The 17453-nt window shown below is 69.9% G+C and carries 18 protein-coding genes; 4 read left to right on the top strand and 14 right to left on the bottom strand.

Translation table 11 applies throughout. The annotated features are described in order from the left end of the window. Positions 1-15: 15 nt before the first annotated feature. The 9 genes from ABU113_RS02790 to ABU113_RS02750 form a co-directional block, all read right to left on the bottom strand. A complete protein-coding gene (locus ABU113_RS02790) occupies positions 16-1149 on the bottom strand; it encodes a hypothetical protein (RefSeq protein ID WP_454557951.1) in 1134 nt (377 codons plus the stop codon). An 80-nt stretch (positions 1150-1229) separates the two neighbouring features. After that, on the bottom strand, positions 1230-2423 hold the full coding sequence (locus ABU113_RS02785; protein ID WP_454557950.1) for a phage major capsid protein: 1194 nt from the start codon (positions 2421-2423) through the stop codon (positions 1230-1232). A 3-nt stretch (positions 2424-2426) separates the two neighbouring features. Next, the gene (locus ABU113_RS02780) at positions 2427-2915 is read right to left on the bottom strand and encodes an HK97 family phage prohead protease (RefSeq protein WP_454557949.1); all 489 of its coding nucleotides are present in this window, start codon (positions 2913-2915) and stop codon (positions 2427-2429) included. Between the two features lie 87 nt (positions 2916-3002). Beyond that, positions 3003-3341 (bottom strand): DUF6127 family protein, encoded by a 339-nt coding sequence (locus tag ABU113_RS02775; protein WP_454557948.1) that lies wholly within the window; start codon positions 3339-3341, stop codon positions 3003-3005. Between the two features lie 171 nt (positions 3342-3512). Continuing rightward, positions 3513-3941 carry a hypothetical protein gene (locus tag ABU113_RS02770; protein WP_454557947.1) on the bottom strand — a complete coding sequence of 143 codons (429 nt, stop codon included), beginning with the start codon at positions 3939-3941 and terminating at the stop codon, positions 3513-3515. Between the two features lie 133 nt (positions 3942-4074). Next, positions 4075-5262 (bottom strand): phage portal protein, encoded by a 1188-nt coding sequence (locus tag ABU113_RS02765; protein ID WP_454557946.1) that lies wholly within the window; start codon positions 5260-5262, stop codon positions 4075-4077. Positions 5263-5292: 30 nt separating this feature from the next. After that, positions 5293-6615, bottom strand: coding sequence for a DNA-packaging protein (locus tag ABU113_RS02760; RefSeq protein WP_454557945.1), 1323 nt, complete (start codon positions 6613-6615; stop codon positions 5293-5295). After that, positions 6602-7180: a hypothetical protein gene (locus tag ABU113_RS02755; RefSeq protein ID WP_454557944.1), complete on the bottom strand. Its 579-nt coding sequence runs from the start codon at positions 7178-7180 to the stop codon at positions 6602-6604. Before ABU113_RS02755 ends, ABU113_RS02760 begins: the two co-directional genes overlap by 14 nt. A 206-nt stretch (positions 7181-7386) precedes the next feature. Beyond that, on the bottom strand, positions 7387-8097 hold the full coding sequence (locus ABU113_RS02750) for a DUF6456 domain-containing protein (RefSeq protein WP_454557943.1): 711 nt from the start codon (positions 8095-8097) through the stop codon (positions 7387-7389). 99 nt (positions 8098-8196) lie between these two features. Here ABU113_RS02750 and ABU113_RS02745 point away from each other — a divergent pair, with 99 nt between their 5' ends. Both ABU113_RS02745 and ABU113_RS02740 read left to right on the top strand, forming a co-directional pair. After that, complete coding sequence (locus ABU113_RS02745; RefSeq protein WP_454557942.1) at positions 8197-8760, top strand: helix-turn-helix domain-containing protein; 564 nt, start codon at positions 8197-8199, stop codon at positions 8758-8760. A 145-nt stretch (positions 8761-8905) separates the two neighbouring features. Next, entirely contained in the window at positions 8906-9238 is a 333-nt protein-coding gene (locus ABU113_RS02740; RefSeq protein ID WP_454557941.1) for a hypothetical protein, read from the top strand. A gap of 21 nt (positions 9239-9259) precedes the next feature. Here ABU113_RS02740 and ABU113_RS02735 read toward each other — a convergent pair whose 3' ends face one another. Beyond that, complete coding sequence (locus ABU113_RS02735) at positions 9260-10606, bottom strand: TlpA disulfide reductase family protein (RefSeq protein ID WP_454557940.1); 1347 nt, start codon at positions 10604-10606, stop codon at positions 9260-9262. A 159-nt stretch (positions 10607-10765) separates the two neighbouring features. Here ABU113_RS02735 and ABU113_RS02730 point away from each other — a divergent pair, with 159 nt between their 5' ends. Beyond that, the gene (locus ABU113_RS02730) at positions 10766-11902 is read left to right on the top strand and encodes an acyl-CoA dehydrogenase family protein (RefSeq protein ID WP_454557939.1); all 1137 of its coding nucleotides are present in this window, start codon (positions 10766-10768) and stop codon (positions 11900-11902) included. Positions 11903-12077: 175 nt separating this feature from the next. Here ABU113_RS02730 and ABU113_RS02725 read toward each other — a convergent pair whose 3' ends face one another. From ABU113_RS02725 to ABU113_RS02710, 4 genes are all read right to left on the bottom strand, one after another. Further along, a complete protein-coding gene (locus tag ABU113_RS02725) occupies positions 12078-12605 on the bottom strand; it encodes a PAS domain-containing protein (RefSeq protein ID WP_454557938.1) in 528 nt (175 codons plus the stop codon). A gap of 312 nt (positions 12606-12917) precedes the next feature. Then, on the bottom strand, positions 12918-13601 hold the full coding sequence (locus tag ABU113_RS02720; RefSeq protein WP_454557937.1) for an MBL fold metallo-hydrolase: 684 nt from the start codon (positions 13599-13601) through the stop codon (positions 12918-12920). A gap of 194 nt (positions 13602-13795) precedes the next feature. Continuing rightward, positions 13796-14626 carry a THxN family PEP-CTERM protein gene (locus ABU113_RS02715; RefSeq protein ID WP_454557936.1) on the bottom strand — a complete coding sequence of 277 codons (831 nt, stop codon included), beginning with the start codon at positions 14624-14626 and terminating at the stop codon, positions 13796-13798. Positions 14627-14867: 241 nt separating this feature from the next. Next, positions 14868-15644, bottom strand: a complete 777-nt coding sequence (locus tag ABU113_RS02710) for a THxN family PEP-CTERM protein (RefSeq protein ID WP_454557935.1) — start codon at positions 15642-15644, stop codon at positions 14868-14870. A 230-nt stretch (positions 15645-15874) separates the two neighbouring features. Here ABU113_RS02710 and ABU113_RS02705 point away from each other — a divergent pair, with 230 nt between their 5' ends. Next, entirely contained in the window at positions 15875-17413 is a 1539-nt protein-coding gene (locus tag ABU113_RS02705; protein ID WP_454557934.1) for a S10 family peptidase, read from the top strand. The last annotated feature ends 40 nt before the right edge of the window (positions 17414-17453 follow it).

The following is a 17453-nucleotide window of genomic DNA, read 5'->3' as shown; positions in this document are numbered from 1 at the left end:
GAAAAGCGACGCCGCTCAGCGCGTCTCGATGCGCGTCAGCCGCGTCTCCCCCGGCGGCAGCCACAGCTCGCCATAGCCGCGCGCCGTCAGCAGCGCGGCGAGGCTCGCCCGATGCGCCTGCACCGCGCGTCGCGGGGCGATCCACCCCGGCGGCGCGAGGCTGGCCAGCGTGGCCGCGTGGCCATGGACCGTCGAGACAGCGTGCAGCACGGCGGGCGAGACCAGAGTCGCCGCATCGGCCTGCTGCACGTGGCGTGTTGACGCCGGCGTCAGCGTGCCGGCCACCGTGAGGCTCGCCGGCACCGCGTGATGACCATGCAGCCCCGGCGCGGACGACAGCACCGCCGGCGCGGCGATGGGCGTCAGCGCGCCACTGGCGGCGGCGTGCTCGTGCCGGGCGTCCGCCGGCGCCACCAGCACCGGCGGATGGGTCGCGACATCGATCACCGGCGCGGTGCCATGGGTAGTGAGCGCGGCGTCACCGACCACCGCTGCCGTGGTGGTGCGCAGCGGGCGATAAAACAGCAGTTTGTCCGGCGCGATCGCCAGCGCGGCGCCGCCGGCCACCAGCGCCGCCACGTCCGCCGCCGACAGGCGATAATCCTGCCACACCGCCACCTCGGCGATCCAGCCATCGAAATAATTGGCGGTCGTGCCGTCGCGCGCCAGCAGCGAGACGTTGCCGCCGGGGCTTGGCGGCGCCGCGCCGCCGGTGCCGGTGAGGTTGGGCGCCGTCTCGACGCCGTTCCACCACAGTTGATGAATCTGCTGGGCGCCACCACTGCCGCTGTTGTCGCTGGCGGCCGGGCCGCGCACCGATACCGCCAGCGCCTCGAAGTCCGCGCTCGACAGCGGTCCGGTGGTGAAGCGCCCGCGCCCGTCGTGGCCGCTGGCCACGCCCCAGCTCGACGTGCCGCCCGACCCCAGCGACAGCACCAGGTCGGTGGCCGCCGCCGACAGCGTCGAGCCGCCCATGGTCAGCTGCAGGCCGCGCGTGCGGGCGCTGTTGGTCAGCGTCATAACGCGATCGGCGGCGTCCGGCGTGCCGGCCCGGCGCAGCCACAGGAACAGCGACAGGTCGCGCGTGTCGTCGAAGCCCGCCGGCAGCGCGAAGCTGAAACCGCCGTTGTTGGTGCCGCGCAGTGCCATGAGAATTCCGCTCCGTCAGAAACCGGCCTCCGCACCGGCGCCGGCCTGATGCCGGCACCGATGCGGCTTCCCGATCCGGCTCAGCTCGCCGCGAACTTCAGCAGCTTGATGGCGTCGGAATTGACCACCGCGCCGCCAACCCGGCGGGTGGCGTAGAAGTGGACGAACGGCTTGTTGGAGAACGGATCGCGCAGGATGCGCGTCGCCGCCCGCTCGGCGATGACATAGCCATGGGCGAAATTGCCGAAGGCGACGGCGAGCGCGTCGGCCGCCACGTCCGGCATGTCCTCCGCCTCATGCACGGGGTAGCCCAGCAGCGTCGCCGGCTGGCCCTCGGCGAGGCCCGGTCGCCAGATGAAATTGCCATCGCCGTCCTTGAACTTGCGCAGCCGCGCGCAGGTCGCCGAGTTCATCACGAACGCCGCGCCCTGACGGTAGGCGGGCCGCAGCGCGTGGACCAGATCGATGAGAATATCGGCCGGGTTGCTGGCGGGGAAATTGCCGGCGACGCCGGTGGGCACATGCTGCAGCGTGCCGAAGGCGCGCGCCGTGTCGCCGGTCGCCGCCGTGGCATGGCTCAGGAAGCCCTTGGGCTTGTTGGTGCCGTTGCCGGTGATGAACGCCGCGCCCTCCTGGCGGGCGAATTCCAGCGCGATCTCGTGCGCCAGCCAGGCCTCGACATCGAACATCGCGTCGTCGAGCATCGCCTGGGTGGCGGCCGGGTTGGCATAGATCTCGCCCCACGGCGGCGCCACCTCGGCGAATTGCGGCGCCGTGGTTTCCGGCCGGGCGGCGCTCTCGGCGACCCAGCCGGAGGCGATGCCGCTGGTCGCCACCAGCTTCTTGTAATTGGCGCTGCCCACCGTCACCACGGTGGCGAGATCGCGGATCGGCGAGATATTCTTCAGCCGGGTGGCGATCGCCTGGTCGATCACCTCCGGCACCGCGTAACCGCCCTCGGCCGACGTGGTGATGTTGAGCGCCTTGGCCTCGATGCCGGCCAGCCCGGTCTCCAGCCCCTTGCGCAGGTAGCGCTCGCTGAAGGCGGCGCGATGCGTGTCGTCGCCATAGTCGGCCCTGGTGGCGGTGAGCGGCGGCCGGCGACCGGCGGTGGCAAGTGCTGCCATCTTGCGCTCCAGCTTCTGTTCCAGCGCGGCAAGGCCGGCGTCCAGCGCGTCAAGGCGTGGCGTCAGCGCCTCGGCCTGCGCCTGCGCGAAGGCATCCTCGAACGCCGGCAGCGCGGGCGTGTCGGCCTTGGTGTCGTAATCGGTCATCGGCTATCTCCAGATTGGTGCGGTGAGCGGTTCGCGGGCGAGAAGGGAGTCATCCAGCGCCAGCACCCGCGCGGCCGGCTGCATGGGAAAGGTCACCAGCGAAATCTCGATCAGCTCCAGCTCGGTGAGGCGGCGCAGCCGGCGGCGCGGATCGGCCTCGGCACGACGCACGCGATAGCCGATCGACAGGCCGGCAAGCGCGCCGGCCCGCAGCAGCGCGGCGGCATCGCGGCCACGGCCGCAGCCCTCGGCGAGCACCGCCACCACCCGCAGGCCACGCGCGTCCTCGGCCAGATGCAGCACCCGCCCCACCGGCTCGCGCGCCTCGTGCTGCCACAGCAGCGGCAGCACCGACCGGCTTTCGGCCAGCCAGCGGGCGAAGGCGCCCGGCGCCACCACGTCGCGGCCGCGGTCCGGCAGGTCGAACACGCTGGCATAGCCGGCGAAGCAAAGCCCGCCGCCCGGCGGCGCGCCGGTCGTGATCTCGGTCATGTCGATGCCTCATGGATTGCCGCGCGCATCAAGCGCGGCGGGATGGCCTCATGGATTGCCGCGCGCATCAAGCGCGGCGGGTTGGCCTCAGCCGTGCAGGTCCGGCGCCAGGTCGATCAGGCGCAGTTTCACCGCCAGCCCCAGCAGCAGGCCAGCCAGCACCAGCCGCACCAGCCAGCCGATGACGGCATGGCGGGCGGCCCGCCGGGTGTCGCGCCAGGCCGACAGCAGCTGGCGCAACTCCAGAATGTCGGCGCCGGCGCTGCCGTCGTGCAGACCCAGCCGGGCCAGCGCGCGGGCGGCGCCAGCCTCCGCCGCTTCCTCGGTCAGCGCCTTGAGTGTCACCACCGAGGCGCCCTCGTCGCGCGCCTGGGCCACCAGCAGGCCGAGCGTCGCGGCACAGCGATCCGTGATCGGCGCGGTCATCACGACCTCCGTGAACAACAGGGGCACAAACGCAAACGGGCCGGGGAAAACCCCGGCCCGTGCATCCTCCACCTCGGGAACAGGCGGTGAGGAAAATATCGTGGGCGCGCCAGCCACGCCCGTTCAGTCCTGCCGACCCGGCCTCAACGGCCCGGCCTTACAGGCCTGACGTTACAGCCATTGCAGCAGGATTTCGTCCTCGGCGCCCTCGCGGCGAACGATCGCGAGATCGAGCGTCATCGCGCCTTCGTCCGCCGGGGCGGCCTCCTCGCCCTCGGCCTCGGCGACCTGATCGCTGGCGCTGGCGCCCTCGGCCTCGGCCGGCGGCGCCATGGCGATGGCCGGCGATTCGATACGCTCCTCCGGGTTCATCCGCAGCACGTTGGCGAGCGCCTCGACCAGCGCCGGCTTCTGAGCGTCCGGCGCCGTGGCCAGCGCCTCGATCAGCGCACCGGCCATGGTGGCGGCGTCAATGCTGGCGCCCTCGGGCAGTTCCAGCTCGAAATCCATGGTCTCGGCCCGCGCCATCGCGGTGTTGAGCAAGGTGGCGCCCATGAACGCCAGTGCCAGACCGATCGCCGCCAGAATCTTCCCCAACATGTCCGTGCTCCCACACTTGTTCCGTTAATACTGCCCTACCGCAAGGAGCGGGCCAACTGAAACTTGTGCAATCGGGACAGAAACTTCGATGGTTAGCGGAATGGTAGCATTGGTTAAGATGTAAGGAATTCCGTCACTGCTCTGTCACATTTTCCGACACCTCCAGACCGAGCAGCCGGCGCTTGTCGACGGCCGTGAGAAAGTCCGCCGCCGACACCTGCGCCCACAGCCGCTCGCGGTCGGCGCTGAGCGCCGGAACGGCGTCGCGGTCGATGTCCAGCGTCAGGTCAGGCCACCAGGCGCTGAAATGGGCGGCGACCCCGGCCGTCAACTTGGCCAGCAGCGGCAGGATGGTCAGCCGCCACAGCGCCCGGTTGGCTTCCTGATAGTTGGCGTAGGTGTTGTCACCGGGCAGGCCGAGCAGCATCGGCGGCACGCCGAAGGCGAGCGCGATCTCGCGCGCGGCGGCGTCGCGCGCGGCGACGAAATCCATGTCGGCCGGCGACAGCGACAGCGGCTGCCATTTCAGCCCGCCTTCCAGCAGCATCGGCCGGCCGGCGTTGACGGCGCCGGCGAAACCCTCCTCCATCTCGCGTTTCAGCCGCTCGAACTGGTCGGCGCTCAAGGCGGCGCCGGCCTCGCCGGGGTCGAACACCAGCGCGCCCGAGGGTCGCGCGGCATTGTCGAGCAGCGCCTTGTTCCAGCGCGCGGCGGCGTTGTGGGTCTCCACCGCCGCCGCCACCGCCTCCAGCGGCGACAGGCCGTAATGATCGTCGAGCGGATGGAAGGCGCGCAGGTGCAGAAGCTCCGCCCGCCCGCTCACCGGATCGACCGGATAGCGCGCCACCTGTCCGCCGGCCTGGTAGCGATATTCCGCCGGCCAGCCGGTGGCGCCGGCGACAATGCTGACCCGCTCCGGGCGCAGCAGATGCAGCTCGACCGGCCGGTCGTCGTCATCGGTCACCACCTCGACATAGGCGTTGCCGGCCAGCAGCAGATGGCTCGCCAGCGCCTCGACGAGGTCAGGGCCGGACTGGCGCGGGTTGGGTCGGGCCAGCAGCGCCAGCAGCGGATGGCCGCCGGTGTCGACAACGCCCACGCGGTCGGTGCCGCCGGCCAGCCAGCGCGCCGAGGCCGCGCCTTCCGCCACCAGCTTCACCGCCCGCTGGGCGATGGCGTTGCGGACATAGGTCTCACGCGCCAGCGTGTCATGGCCGCGCGGCAGGCTGGCGCCGGCCCAGCCGGTGAGCAGCGCCAGCGGCGCGCGCGACGGCGGCGCCCGGCGGGCCTTGGCCCACCAGCGGGTCAGGGGAAATGCCATCTGCTGTCTCCTTGCAATCCGTGGATGCCCTCACACCCGGCGCACCCTGGGCTGTGGCGCGCGGGCCAGCATCAGCTCGGTCAGCGCCCACACGGCGGCGTCGGCGCGGTCGGGCGAGCGGCCCGGCCCCTCGTAGCCGCCGCCGGGCAGCAGACCGCACAACTGGTCCTCCAGATCGGCAAGACCACCGACATGGTGGACCAGGCCGCGTTCATAGAGCGCCGCCACCGGCTCGGCACGCGCCGCCTTGCCCCGGCTGGCGCGCACCAGCTTCAGCGGCACCCGCGCGTCCACCGAGCGCAGCACCACCCCCACCAGCTCGCCGCCGTTGTTGACCTCGGCGACCAGCCGGTCGGCGCCATGATGGTCAGCGGCCGCCACCGCCGCGCGCGCCCATGCCTCGGGACTGGCGCCGGCGAGCGTGTGATCGGCCAGCACATAGCCATGGCCCTCGGCATCGAGCCCGGCGGCGACGATGCCGCAGGCATCCGCCCCCGGCCCGCTGCTCACCGGCGGATCGACCGCGACCACGACACGGACCAGCGGCGGGGCGGCCCGCACCCGGCCACGATCGAGCCCGGCCCGGCTCCACAGCGCACCGGCGATGTCCTCCACCAGTTCGCCGTCCAGCTCCTGCCGGCCGAGCCGGGTGCCGGCGTAGGCCGCCGTCACCGCCTCCAGAAATCCCGGCGCCAGAAAGGCGCGATTGTCGGCGGTGCGGCCGCGTGTGCGGGCCACCGCCGGATCGTCGAGCAGCTGGCGCAGCAGCGGCACCGGGCGGGGCGTCGTCGTCACCACCGCGCGCGGCAGCGTGCCCAGCCGCAACCCCATCTGCAGGTTCATCCACACCGTCTCGGCATCGGGCCACTTGGCCAGCTCGTCGCACCACGCCACATGATGCTCCGGCCCGCGCAGCTGCTCCGGCTCCTCGGCCGAATAGAGAAACGCCCGCGCGCCGTTACGCCAGCTCAGCCGGCGCAGCGATGGTTCGAAATGCGGCCGCTGGGCCGGCGCCGCGATGTTGAGCAGGCCGGCTTCGCCCTCCACCATCACCGCGCGCGCCTCCGCCAGCGTCGCGCCGACCAGCGCCACCCGCAGCCACGGCTGGGCCTCGGCCAGGGCGCGCACCCATTCCGCGCCGGCCCGGGTCTTGCCGAAGCCGCGCCCGGCGACCACCGCCCACACCCGCCAGTCCCCGGCCGGCGGCTGCTGTTCCGGCCGCCCCCAGCAGCCGAAATCATGCAGCAGCGCCTGCAGTTGCGCCGGGCTCAGCGCATCGAGCATCGCCCGGCGCTCGGCCAGCGGCAGCCGTGCCAGCGCCAGTGCCGGATAAGCCGCCTCAGCCATCGCCATCCGCCCTGTCCGCCGCATCCGTGCCGTCATCGGCGTCCTGCCCTTCGGGCATCGGCGCGTCGCCGCGAGCCAGGCTGTCGAGCCGGGCCTCGATGGCGGCGCGCGCCTGGCGGGCCTCGGCCACCGGATCGGCCGTCTCCGGGCTGTCGCGCTCCGTCTGCGGCCGGGCATAGATTTCCGGCCGCCGGCTGCGCAGGATGAACATCGCGGCGGCGTCGGAGTAGTGGCGCACCGTGCCGCACTGCTGGCCGCCGTAATAGACGGTCTTTTCCACGCCGTTGATGGCGCGTTCCAGCATCGCCGCCTCCAGCGCGTCGAGCGCCACCTGGATCGCCTCGTCCCAGGCCGCCGCGAACGGCGCCGAGGTTCGCCGCAGCCGGTAGGCGGCGCTGCGCGGCATCCGCGCCGCCTTCGCCGCCGCCGTGACGTTGCCGGACTCGGCCAGCCGGGCAATGAAGGTTTCCCGCCGGGCCATCGTCCAGCGCGCCGGCTTGCGCGCGGCGGCGGACGCGCGCCGGGGCGGCGTGGCACCGGCATTGGCACCGGCAATGATCTCGTCAGTCATGGCAGTCACCGAAACAGGAAGCCTGGACAGGCAATCGCCCCCGCGACCACGGCTCCGAGGAGCCCGTTCACGGGGGCGACCGGTTCGTTCCCCTGGCCCCGCCGGATCGGCGCGGGCGCAATTTCAGAGCATGTCGAATCTTCTACATAGTATCGTGACGATGGTCAAGAGGTTTTATCCTATTTTTCACACCGGGCCCGGCCCCGTCACGCCAGCCCGTAATGGTCCGCCAGCCGGTCGAGCGCCAGCCCCAGCACCACCTTGCCGGCACGCGCCGGCCAGCCCAGCGCCCGCTCCGCCTGGTCGAGCCCCTCGCCAGCGCAGGCCACCCGCCACAACACATCCCCCAGGCCAGGCCCGAGCGCGGCCAGCGCGGCATCGAACCGGCGCCGGGCGGCGAGCTGCGCCAGCGTCGGGTCCAGCACTTCCGGCGCGCCGCGCGGCTGGCGTGAGGGTGCCAGCATGTCCCAGCCCATGGTGACGCGCGGTCCCAGCCGGGCGGTCTCGAAGTCGCCGCGCAATCGCTCACCGGCCTCGAACTGGCGGGCGTCGATCCGCTTATGGCGCAGCAGCCACCCCAATGGTGATTCAGCGAGGTTAACCGTAACCAATCTGTCCACACCAGCGACGCGCCGCTGCTGGCGCGCCAGCAGCCGGTTCTGCGCGTGGGTACCGTCGCCCCCCGCCTCGGCCGCCGCCCGCCGCGCCAGCCAGGCCTGCCCCGGCCCGCTCAGCCGATAGCCCCCGCCGGCCGCCTCGATCAGCTCCGCCCGCCGCAACTGCGCCACCAGCGCCGCCGAGGCCCGCGCGCGGCCGATGCGATACCCGGACTCGTCGGGTTCCAGCCGCTCCCCCGTCGCCAGTCGCTCCAGCAGCCGGGCGGTGCGCGCCTCGGATGTCCCCCGTGCCTGTGCCATTCGACGCCTCCTGGTTCACGACTCACACAAGACCTCTCGACTAAGCTGCATCGGTTGCTGTAGGACAGATAAAAGTGCCGGTTGGGTGAGGAGGTCGAGATGCACACGCGAATCCGTGAAGTCCGCAAGGCCAAGGGCCTGACCCTGGCGGAAGTCGCCGCGCGCTGCGCGCCCGCCACCACGGCGCAGACCATCGGCCGGCTGGAAACCGGGATGCGCACCGTCTCGGTCGGCTGGCTGAACCGCATCGCCGGCGCGCTGGAGGTGGATCCGTCGGAACTGGTGAGCCTGCCGGACCGGCCGGACGTGGCGGTGGCCGCCGTGCTGACCGCCCAGGGGCCGGACGCGCCGCGCCGCCCGATGGTGCTGGCGCCGCCGCTGGTGCGCCCCGATCTGCTGGGCCTCAAGGTGGAAGCCAGCCAGGGCGACTATCGCGCCGGCGACGAGGTCTGGCTGCAACGCATCGAGCCGGAGGATTTCGCCACCGCCCTCAACAAGGACGTGCTGGCGCCGCTGGCCGCCGGCCGCTTCGCCTTCGGCCGGCTGGTGTCGGCCTATCCCGAGCGGCTGCTGATCCTGCCGCTGGCCGCCGGCGAGAAGGCGGTGCCGGTGCCGGCGCCGGGCTGGATCGGCGTCGTCAGCCTGCTGGTGCGCCAGCTGTAAACCGCCCCGCCGGCACACTCGACTGGCCGCGCACCGCTCACTGTTGAGCGTGCAGCCTCTCGCGTCGCACACGCGGCAGGCGTATGAGGCCGCTCATATTCCGGGCGCTACCAGATGCTTTGGGCTGAAGACCGTGGAGGGGACCATGGCGAGATTGATCCGTACTGCCTTGGCCGTGCTGGCGCTGACCGCACCGGCCGTCATCGCTCTGGCCGCCGTGGCCCAGGCCGCGCCATCGCCGGCGATGCTGGAGCGGTCTGCCAGCGACCCGCTGCGCACCGATGCCGCCAGCGCCGGAGCCGCCGCCGGGGCCGCCAGCGCAATCGAACGCCCGCTGCCGCTGCCCGACCGGCAGGACATGATCGGCGCCCTGCCGTCGAGCCCCCAGACCTGCCAGCAGCAGTCCCTCACCGACCGCCTGCTCTCCTATGCCGGCCGGCTGTCGCGGCTGGGTCGCGGGCCGATCCTCGTGCTCTGACGCCCTGGCCCGCCCGCACCCTCAGCGCGGCGTCGGCTCGGCCAGCAGCTTGCCAACAAACCCGTCGAAGTCCTTGACGAAATCCGTGTGCAGCTTTCCCGTCGCCGGGCCGGAGAAGCCGGTGTGGATGCGCCGCAGCCGGCCGGCACGGTCGATGAACAGCATGGTCGGGTAGACGCTGACGCCGCCGATCGCCGGCAGCGCCTTGCGCGTCGCCTCCGGGTTGGCGACGCCGGCCACCAGCATCGGATAGGTGATGCCATAGCGCTGGGCGAAGCGCCGGATCTGGGCGGCCGAACGCGCCGGATCATCGGTATACTCGAACTGCAGCCCGATCACTTCCAGCCCGCGCGCCTTGTGGCGGGCGTGATAGGGCACCAGGAAGCGCGCCTCGTCATGGCAGTTGGGGCACCAGGTGCCGCCGATCGACACCACCACCACCTTGCCCCTGAAGCGCGGATCGGCCAGCGACACCATCCGGCCATCGGCATCGGGGAAGGCGAACGTCAGCCGCTCGAAGCCGGGTTGCAACAGCCGCGGCCGCGCCGGCGCGGCAAGCCGGGCGCTGGCGTCCCGCCGGGCGGTCCAGCGCGCCGGCGCCTGACTGTTGGCCTCGATCTTGGTGCCGGCCAGCGTGCCATCCCTGTCCAGCGTGCCACGCCACAGCGTCCCCTGGTTGCCATCGAAGGTCGACAGCATCAGCGTCTTGCCGATCACGTCGCCGGCCAGGAAGCGATAGTCGCCGGAGGGAAACAGGAAGGTGCCCTCCACCCGGCTGCCGATCTGCCGGAAGGTGGCAAGGCCCTGCTCGCGCTGGCCCTCCTCCTCCAGGGACACCGCCCAGGTGCCGGCGACACTGGTGGCCCCGGGGTCGGCGGCGCGGGCGAAGCGCCAGCGGTCGCCATGGGTCGCCACCGCCTTCAGCGTCAGCGGGCCCGCGCGCCGGAACAGCCTGGCGGTGCCCGCCAGCCGGCCGTCGCCCGCCAGGGTCAGACTGAGGCTCGACTCGTAGGAGGGGAAGGCCAGCGTCAGGGTTCGCCCGACGATCCGCGTCTGCTCGGCGCGGGTACGGTCGGCACCGTTGACCAGATAGGCCACCACCGCGCCCTTTTCGCGCGCCAGTTCCAGCCCCACCGGCAGCTCGCCGCCGGGGAAGGCCAGCGTCAGGCGCCAGTCGCCCAGCGGGATGGTGGCGGCGGGATTGATAGCCTGGGCGGGGCTCGCGGCCCGGGCGACACGTGCCGGCGGCGCCAGCGCCGCCATCACGGCCAGCACCATCGTCAGCGTCATCATCAGGGCCCGCGACCGACCCGCCCGCGACAGCCGGCCACGCCCCGCCGGTTGCCCGGCCACCATCTTCTTCGTCATCACGCCGCTCTCCAGTGCCATCGCCGACGCTTCCGCCCCCGTCAGCCCAACACGGCAACCACACCCCCCGTTGGCGCCTCTTGACGCTTACGTAAACGTCAACGAAAGTCCTTGGCCTATTTTTATCACCATAGTTCCAGTTCCGAGGATTTTATCAGCATGATCGAGACCCGCGCCATTTACGAGCCCGACCACGAGATGTTCCGCGACCAGGTTCGCAAGGTATTTGCCCGCGAACTGCTGCCCAACCTCGACCGCTTTGAGGAAGAGGGCATCTGCTCGCGCGCGTTCTGGCTGAAATGCGGCGAGGCCGGCCTGCTCTGCCCGACGGTGCCGGAAGCCTATGGCGGTCTCGGTCTCGACTTCCGCTATAACGCCATCATCGACGAGGAACTGGCCTATGCCGGCTCGTCGGCCGGCATCACCCTGCAATCCGACATTGTCGCCGACTATCTGGTCGCCTACGGCTCGGAGGAAATGAAAAAGACCTGGCTGCCGAAAATGGTCTCCGGCGAGGCCATCGGCGCCATCGCCATGACCGAACCCGGCGCCGGCTCCGATTTGCAGGGCGTGCGCACCACCGCCCGCAAGGATGGCAACCATTATGTCATCAGCGGCTCGAAGACCTACATCACCAACGGCCAGAACGCCGACATCGTCATCGTCGTCGCCAAGACCGACCCCGAGAAGGGCGCCAAGGGCACCTCGCTGATCCTGGTGGAGACCGACCGCGAAGGTTACCGGCGCGGCCGCAACCTCGACAAGATCGGCCAGAACTCCGCCGACACCTCGGAAATGTTCTTCGACGAGGTGCGGGTGCCGATCACCAACTGCCTTGGCGAGGAAAACAAGGGCTTCATCTACCTGATGAACCAGCTGCCGCAGGAGCGGCTGTCGATCGCCGTCTCCGCCCAGGGCGCGGCCCAGAAGGCGTTCGACATCACCGTCGAGTTCGTCAAGGACCGCAAGGCCTTCGGCCGCACCGTGTTCGACTTCCAGAACACCAAGTTCACGCTCGCCGACCTCAAGACCAAGCTGCAGGTGGGCTGGGCGCACCTCGACTGGGCGATCGCCCGCCACATCAAGGGCGAGCTGAACGCCGCGGAAGCCTCCGCCGCCAAGCTGTGGCACACCGAGCTGCAATGGGAAATGGTGGACGCCTGCCTCCAGCTCCACGGCGGCGCCGGCTACATGAACGAGTATCCGATCGCCCGGCTGTGGCGCGATGCCCGTGTCCAGCGCATCTATGGCGGCACCTCGGAGATCATGAAGGAAGTGATCAGCCGGACCATCTGAGGCCGGACGGCGGCGATCCGGGATGGGGCGATGGCGCCGCCATCCCGGACGCCCGCTCCTGCCGCGCGGCCGCCGTTGCCGCCTGAGGCCCCGCGATGTGCCGTGGCCCAACGCCGCGGAACGCCGGCGCCCGGAAGATCGATGCCCGGAAGATCGATGCCCGGAAGATCGATGCTCAGAAGGCCGGCGTTGGCCGGTTGCTCATGCGCAGATCGCCAGCGCCGTCCGCCAGCGCTTCCGCCATGTCCTGCAAGGCCGCCAGCGCCAGCGTCGCGCCGCTGCCATCCCGCGCCAGCCGCGTCGCGGGCACCAGGGTCACGGCGGCACACAGCGGTCGTGGCGGCGCGCCGGGCCGGCCCTGCACCACCAGCCCCGCCGCGCCATCCACCAGCAAGGGCTCGCCCGAGCCGCGATACAGCTGTACCTGAAACGTCACCCGCGCGCCGGTAACCACGGCGTCCCGCGCCCGCATGATCTGGAACAGGTCGGTCGCCTGGCCATACAGCGCGCTGGGCATCTGTCGCGCGAGCGCGCCGGGGCTGTAGCCCAGCAGCCGCTCGGCAAAGGCGTTGGCATAGAGAATGCGGTGATTGCCCCGCTCGCCCGCGCGCGTATCCATGAGCAGGACCGGCACCGACTGCTGGTCCGCCAGCGCGAACACGCGGGCGGCCAGCTGGCGTAGTGGTTTACCTGTACCTGTCACATCGACCTCGGCGTGCGCCGCTCACGGCGCGAATCATGTCTGCCGGTAGTCTCTTTGTGTTAGAAGCGTGCGCCGTCAAGCTTGTTGCGTAGTCGAAACAATATCCGGGCCATTCAATCACTGCGCGCAAGTGATATTTCTTCACTATCGCAAGCAGTTAGCCAGAATACCGACAGATCGGGTCAACGCGCGGTCATCGCCGGCCGTCCCCCCGGCCTGGCGAGACATCATGGTTAACAACGCCCGGTTGCATCCACGTCGCGAGTCGTTCTCATTACAGCCCGCCACGCAGCCCGGCGGACGGATCGATCGCTAGCCGGCAAGAACCCGGTCGGCGACGAACGGGTTGCTGCGGCGTTCGGCGCCAAAGGTCGACATCGGGCCATGGCCGGGGACGAAATGCACATCATCGCCCAGCGGCCACAGGCGCTGAGTGATGGAGGTGATCAGCGTCGGCATGTCGCCACGCGGAAAATCGGTGCGGCCGATCGAGCCCTGGAACAGCACGTCACCAACGAAGGCGAGCTTCACGCCCCGGTGGAAGAACACCACATGGCCGGGCGTATGACCGGGACAGTGCCGGACCTCCAGCGTCTGATCGCCCACCGTCACCGTGTCGCCGTCCACCAGCCAGCGGTCAGGCACGAAACTCCGGGCGGGCGGAAAGCCATATTGGCGGGCATTGTCCTCCAGCTGCTCGATCCAGAAGCGGTCGTCCTCGTGCGGTCCCTCGATCGGCACGCCGAGCCGCTCGGCCAGTTCGGCGGTGGCGCCGCAGTGGTCGAGGTGACCGTGGGTCACCAGCAGCTTCTCCAGCGTCACGCCATGGCGGGCCACCTCGGCGAGCAGGCGGTCGATGTCGCCGCCGGCATCGATCAGCGCGCCGCGCATCGTGCGGGTACACCACAGCAGGCTGCAGTTCTGCTGGAACGCGGTGACCGGAATGACGGCGACCTGGATCGGCGGCGGGCTTGGTGACGGTGCTGACTGGCTCATGCTCTCCCTCGTGCCCGCCCGGGCCGCCCCTTGTCAACGCTCCGGTTGGCCCTGACAGGGGCAGGGCACCCACCCCGCGCGAGGGGCTGAAACGAACGCCGTCACAAACGGCGAGGGCCGCGCCATTGCTGGCGCGGCCCTGGCGGTCGGGCATCGCTGCCGCCCCTCTCGGGCGGCAGCGACGATCCCGGGACTTACTTCTTGCGGCGGCGCAGGGCCAGACCGCCCGCGACCAGGCCCGAACCCAGCAGCGCGAAGGCGGCCGGTTCCGGCGTCAGCACCGGACGGGTGGTGATGACGAAGCCGAACTTGGCTTCGTTGATCTTGCCTTCCTCGGTGACGAAGCCGATGCAGCCCGACGGCGCGCCGGCGGCGGCGCAGACATCGTCATCCAGCGCGGTCAGCGAATTGGTGACCTCGAAGATGCTGATGTAGTAGGTCTGGCCGTCATAGGAGAACGACTGGTTCAGCGAACCCGAACCCAGCACGAAAATGTCGGCGCAGTCCGGACCGACCGGATCGGCGCAGGGCGCCTGGTTGACGGTCTCCGAGAATTCGATGTCGAAGGTCACCGCGATCGGCGCCAGCGGGCTGCCCGCCGGGCTGGTCGGGGTGAGCAGCAGGGTGGCGAACAGCTCGGCCGTCTCCAGCGTCGCGTAGCTGCCGCTGATCGAGTTGTTGATGTGGAAGATCGACGGCCCGAGGCCGGCGTTGACCAGATCGTTGGTGTTGTAATTGCCGCTGGTCTCGGCCTGGCCGGCGCCATTGACGGTGTCGCCTTCCAGCTCGATACCGCTGCGGTTGCTGTTGAAGCGCGGATCGCTGCTGCCGAACGGGGAACCCCAGTTGACCGCCAGCTGGTCCTCCACCTGGGAGCCGGTGCCGGACGAGAAGGTGGCGTCACCGAACTCGCTCTGCAGCACGTAGCTCCAGCTGTTGACCATCGCGGCGTTGGCCTGCGCGCCGAACAGACCCGCCACCGTGACCGCCGCCAGAGCCGTACCCTTCATGAAACCTGCGAACATGATCTTCTCCAATAAACAAGCTTTGCCGGGATATAAGCAGGATGCGTGCCAAGAACAAAAAACGCCACAAAAACAAACAAATAGCTGAATCGTGCCGGTATCGTGACAACGCAAGTGTCAGATTCCTCGACAATCCGGCCGCCTTGCCTCGCCGGCAAAAGCGAAAGCCGCGACGCCTCCCGGCGCCGCGGCTTCACATTCTATCGGATAAGCGCGTGGCTTAACCGGATAAGCGCGTGGCTTACTTGCGGCGACGGCGCGCCGCGAGGCCCAGACCCGCCAGACCCGCGCCGAACAGCGCGAAAGCCGCCGGCTCCGGCGCCTGGATGATGAAGCCGAACTGCGCGGAGGTCGCTTCGCCCTCGGAGGTGACGAAGCCGATGCAGCCGGCACCCTGGCCAACCGCGAGGCAGTCCGATTCATTGAGAACCTTGATCGCGCCGGTCAGCTCGAAGATGGTGATCTTGTAGGTCATGCCACCATAATCGATGAACTGGGTCAGCGAACCCGGGTTGCTCAGCACGAAAATGTCCGCGCAGTCGGGCCCCTGCGGGTCGGAGCACGGCGCCTCGTTCAGCGTCTCGATGAACGAGATGTCGAAGTTGACCGCGATCGGATCGGCGGCCGGACCCGCCGGCACAGCGGCGGTCAGATACAGCGTCGACAGCAGGGTCGCGCTGCTGAGCGTCGCATACTGGGCCGGAATGGCGGTGTTGTTGTGGGTCAGCGTCGGACCGACGGCAATACCGCTGTTGGTGTTGACGACACCGTTGACCGTACCGTCGGCCGGCGAGATCGTCAGCGAACTGCGCTGCGTCGGCGAGCCCCAGGAAATCTCGGTGGCGCTTTCGAACCAGCCGGCCGCCGAATCGTCGTTGGCGGTGTTGGTCGCGGCGGTGAATTCGTCGGTCAGCGTGTAGTTCCACGTCGTCACCAGAGCGGCGGACGCGGGCGTTGCGGCAAGCGCCAGCGCGGTGGCGGCGCCCAAAGCGAAGGTCTTGAGAGAGAGCATCTGCATGGCCTTACCCCTGAAGTAGCTGCGTGGTTAATAATGCATTAACCGTGCCAACAGCCCGTTTTGTTGCGTTTCAATGTGTTAAACGCCCACGGAACGACCCACCGTCGCAAAGTTGTCAAAAACTTCGACGCTTCAACCCGGCGCGACGCACGCTCCGGCGCGTGTCGCTTGCCCGTCAGCGGCGCGTTTCCTAGGCTGGCGCCAGCGAAAACCATATCCACGGGGCATCCATGATCCGTCCGACAACCCTGCTGGCGCTGGCCTTGGCGCTGGCGTCCCCCACCTTCACCGTCCCGGCCGCGGCCGCCGAGGCACCGGGCAAGACCGGTGCCCGGGCTGAAGCCGCCGCCATTCCCGAGCCCTACAGCGTCGTCACCCGCCACGGCGGGCGCTTCAACGGCACCGACGTTCGCTACACCGCCATCGCCGGCGAGCTGCACCTGAAGGATGACAAGGACAAGCCGAAGGCGTCGATCTTCACAGTCTCCTATCTCCGCGAGGGCGTGCCGGACAGCAGCCGGCGGCCGGTGACCTTCGTCTTCAACGGCGGCCCGGGTTCGGCATCGCTGTGGCTGCACATGGGCGTGTTCGGCCCCAAGCGGGTCGACCTGCCGTCGGACGCCCGCGACGATGGCGCCCCGCCCTACCGGGTGGTCGACAATCCGCTGAGCCTGCTCGATGTCTCCGACCTGGTGTTCATCGACCCCGTCGGCACCGGCTACAGCCGGCCGCTGGGCGAGCATGAGGGCAAGGCCTTCTGGGGCGTCAAGCAGGACGCGGACTCGATGGCGGAGTTCATCCGGCTGTGGCTGACCACCCACAAGCGGTGGAACTCGCCCAAGTACCTCGCCGGCGAGAGCTATGGCACCACCCGGGCGGCGGCGCTGGCGGAACGGTTGCAGGAGGGTTTCAACGGCATCGCGCTCAACGGCGTGATGCTGATCTCCACCATCCTCGACTTCTCCACCGCCCGCTTCCAGACCGGCAACGAACTGCCCTACATCGGCTTCCTGCCAACCTACGCCGCCACCCACTGGTACCACAACCTGCGGGGCCGGACCGACGTCACGCTGACCCAGCACGTCGAGCGCGCCCGCCGCTTCGCGCTGGATGTCTATGCCCCCGCCCTGCTCAAGGGCGATCGCCTGCCGGCCGAGGAGCACGCGCGCGTCCGCAAGGAGCTGGCGGAGCTGACCGGCCTGTCCGAGACCTACCTCGACAACACCCGGCTGCGCATCCATGCGCTGCGTTTCATGAAGGAGTTCGGCCGCGCCGGCGGCTTTACCGTCGGTCGCTTCGACACCCGCTACAAGGGCCAGGACTTCGACAACGCCGGCGAGACCTTTGACGACGATCCGTCCGGCTACGCCATTCCCGGCGGCTACGCGGCGGCGCTCAACAGCTATTACCAGAGCGATCTGAAGGTCACCCTCGACCGTGAGTACAAGGTGCTCTCCGGCGAACCGGGCCGTCACTGGGACTGGAAGACGGCCGAACGCAGTTTCGGCTACGCCAATGTCAACGTCGCGACCGGACTGGGCAAGGCAATGCGCGAGAACGCCGACCTGCGGGTGCTGCAGGCCAGCGGCTACTATGATCTCGCCACGCCGTTCTTCGCCGCCGAGAACACGCTGGCCGGCAACGGACTGGTGCCGGACCGGGTGACCTACACCTACTATGAGGCCGGCCACATGATGTATCTGCACCGGCCGTCGCTGGAGGCGCTGGCGCGCGACGCCCGCGCGTTCATCCTCGCCGGCGGGAAATAAGCTCGCCGGGCCGAAAACAGGCCGTGACCCCGGGGCGGAG

It is taken from the genome of Parapedomonas caeni, assembly GCF_041060555.1.
Lineage (GTDB): Bacteria > Pseudomonadota > Alphaproteobacteria > Sphingomonadales > Sphingomonadaceae > CAUJIW01.
The sequence above is the reverse complement of the archived record's forward strand: the minus strand, read 5'-3'. Positions and strand labels throughout refer to the sequence as shown.

Excerpts from the sequence above, each read along its gene's own strand:
- ABU113_RS02790 (WP_454557951.1), bottom strand. The coding sequence starts at position 1,149 with ATGGCACTGCGCGGCACCAACAACGGCGGTTTCAGCTTCGCGCTGCCG.
- ABU113_RS02785 (WP_454557950.1), bottom strand. The coding sequence starts at position 2,423 with ATGACCGATTACGACACCAAGGCCGACACGCCCGCGCTGCCGGCGTTC.
- ABU113_RS02780 (WP_454557949.1), bottom strand. The coding sequence starts at position 2,915 with ATGACCGAGATCACGACCGGCGCGCCGCCGGGCGGCGGGCTTTGCTTC.
- ABU113_RS02775 (WP_454557948.1), bottom strand. The coding sequence starts at position 3,341 with ATGACCGCGCCGATCACGGATCGCTGTGCCGCGACGCTCGGCCTGCTG.
- ABU113_RS02770 (WP_454557947.1), bottom strand. The coding sequence starts at position 3,941 with ATGTTGGGGAAGATTCTGGCGGCGATCGGTCTGGCACTGGCGTTCATG.
- ABU113_RS02765 (WP_454557946.1), bottom strand. The coding sequence starts at position 5,262 with ATGGCATTTCCCCTGACCCGCTGGTGGGCCAAGGCCCGCCGGGCGCCG.
- ABU113_RS02760 (WP_454557945.1), bottom strand. The coding sequence starts at position 6,615 with ATGGCGATGGCTGAGGCGGCTTATCCGGCACTGGCGCTGGCACGGCTG.
- ABU113_RS02755 (WP_454557944.1), bottom strand. The coding sequence starts at position 7,180 with ATGACTGACGAGATCATTGCCGGTGCCAATGCCGGTGCCACGCCGCCC.
- ABU113_RS02750 (WP_454557943.1), bottom strand. The coding sequence starts at position 8,097 with ATGGCACAGGCACGGGGGACATCCGAGGCGCGCACCGCCCGGCTGCTG.
- ABU113_RS02745 (WP_454557942.1), top strand. The coding sequence starts at position 8,197 with ATGCACACGCGAATCCGTGAAGTCCGCAAGGCCAAGGGCCTGACCCTG.
- ABU113_RS02740 (WP_454557941.1), top strand. The coding sequence starts at position 8,906 with ATGGCGAGATTGATCCGTACTGCCTTGGCCGTGCTGGCGCTGACCGCA.
- ABU113_RS02735 (WP_454557940.1), bottom strand. The coding sequence starts at position 10,606 with ATGACGAAGAAGATGGTGGCCGGGCAACCGGCGGGGCGTGGCCGGCTG.
- ABU113_RS02730 (WP_454557939.1), top strand. The coding sequence starts at position 10,766 with ATGATCGAGACCCGCGCCATTTACGAGCCCGACCACGAGATGTTCCGC.
- ABU113_RS02720 (WP_454557937.1), bottom strand. The coding sequence starts at position 13,601 with ATGAGCCAGTCAGCACCGTCACCAAGCCCGCCGCCGATCCAGGTCGCC.
- ABU113_RS02715 (WP_454557936.1), bottom strand. The coding sequence starts at position 14,626 with ATGTTCGCAGGTTTCATGAAGGGTACGGCTCTGGCGGCGGTCACGGTG.
- ABU113_RS02710 (WP_454557935.1), bottom strand. The coding sequence starts at position 15,644 with ATGCAGATGCTCTCTCTCAAGACCTTCGCTTTGGGCGCCGCCACCGCG.
- ABU113_RS02705 (WP_454557934.1), top strand. The coding sequence starts at position 15,875 with ATGATCCGTCCGACAACCCTGCTGGCGCTGGCCTTGGCGCTGGCGTCC.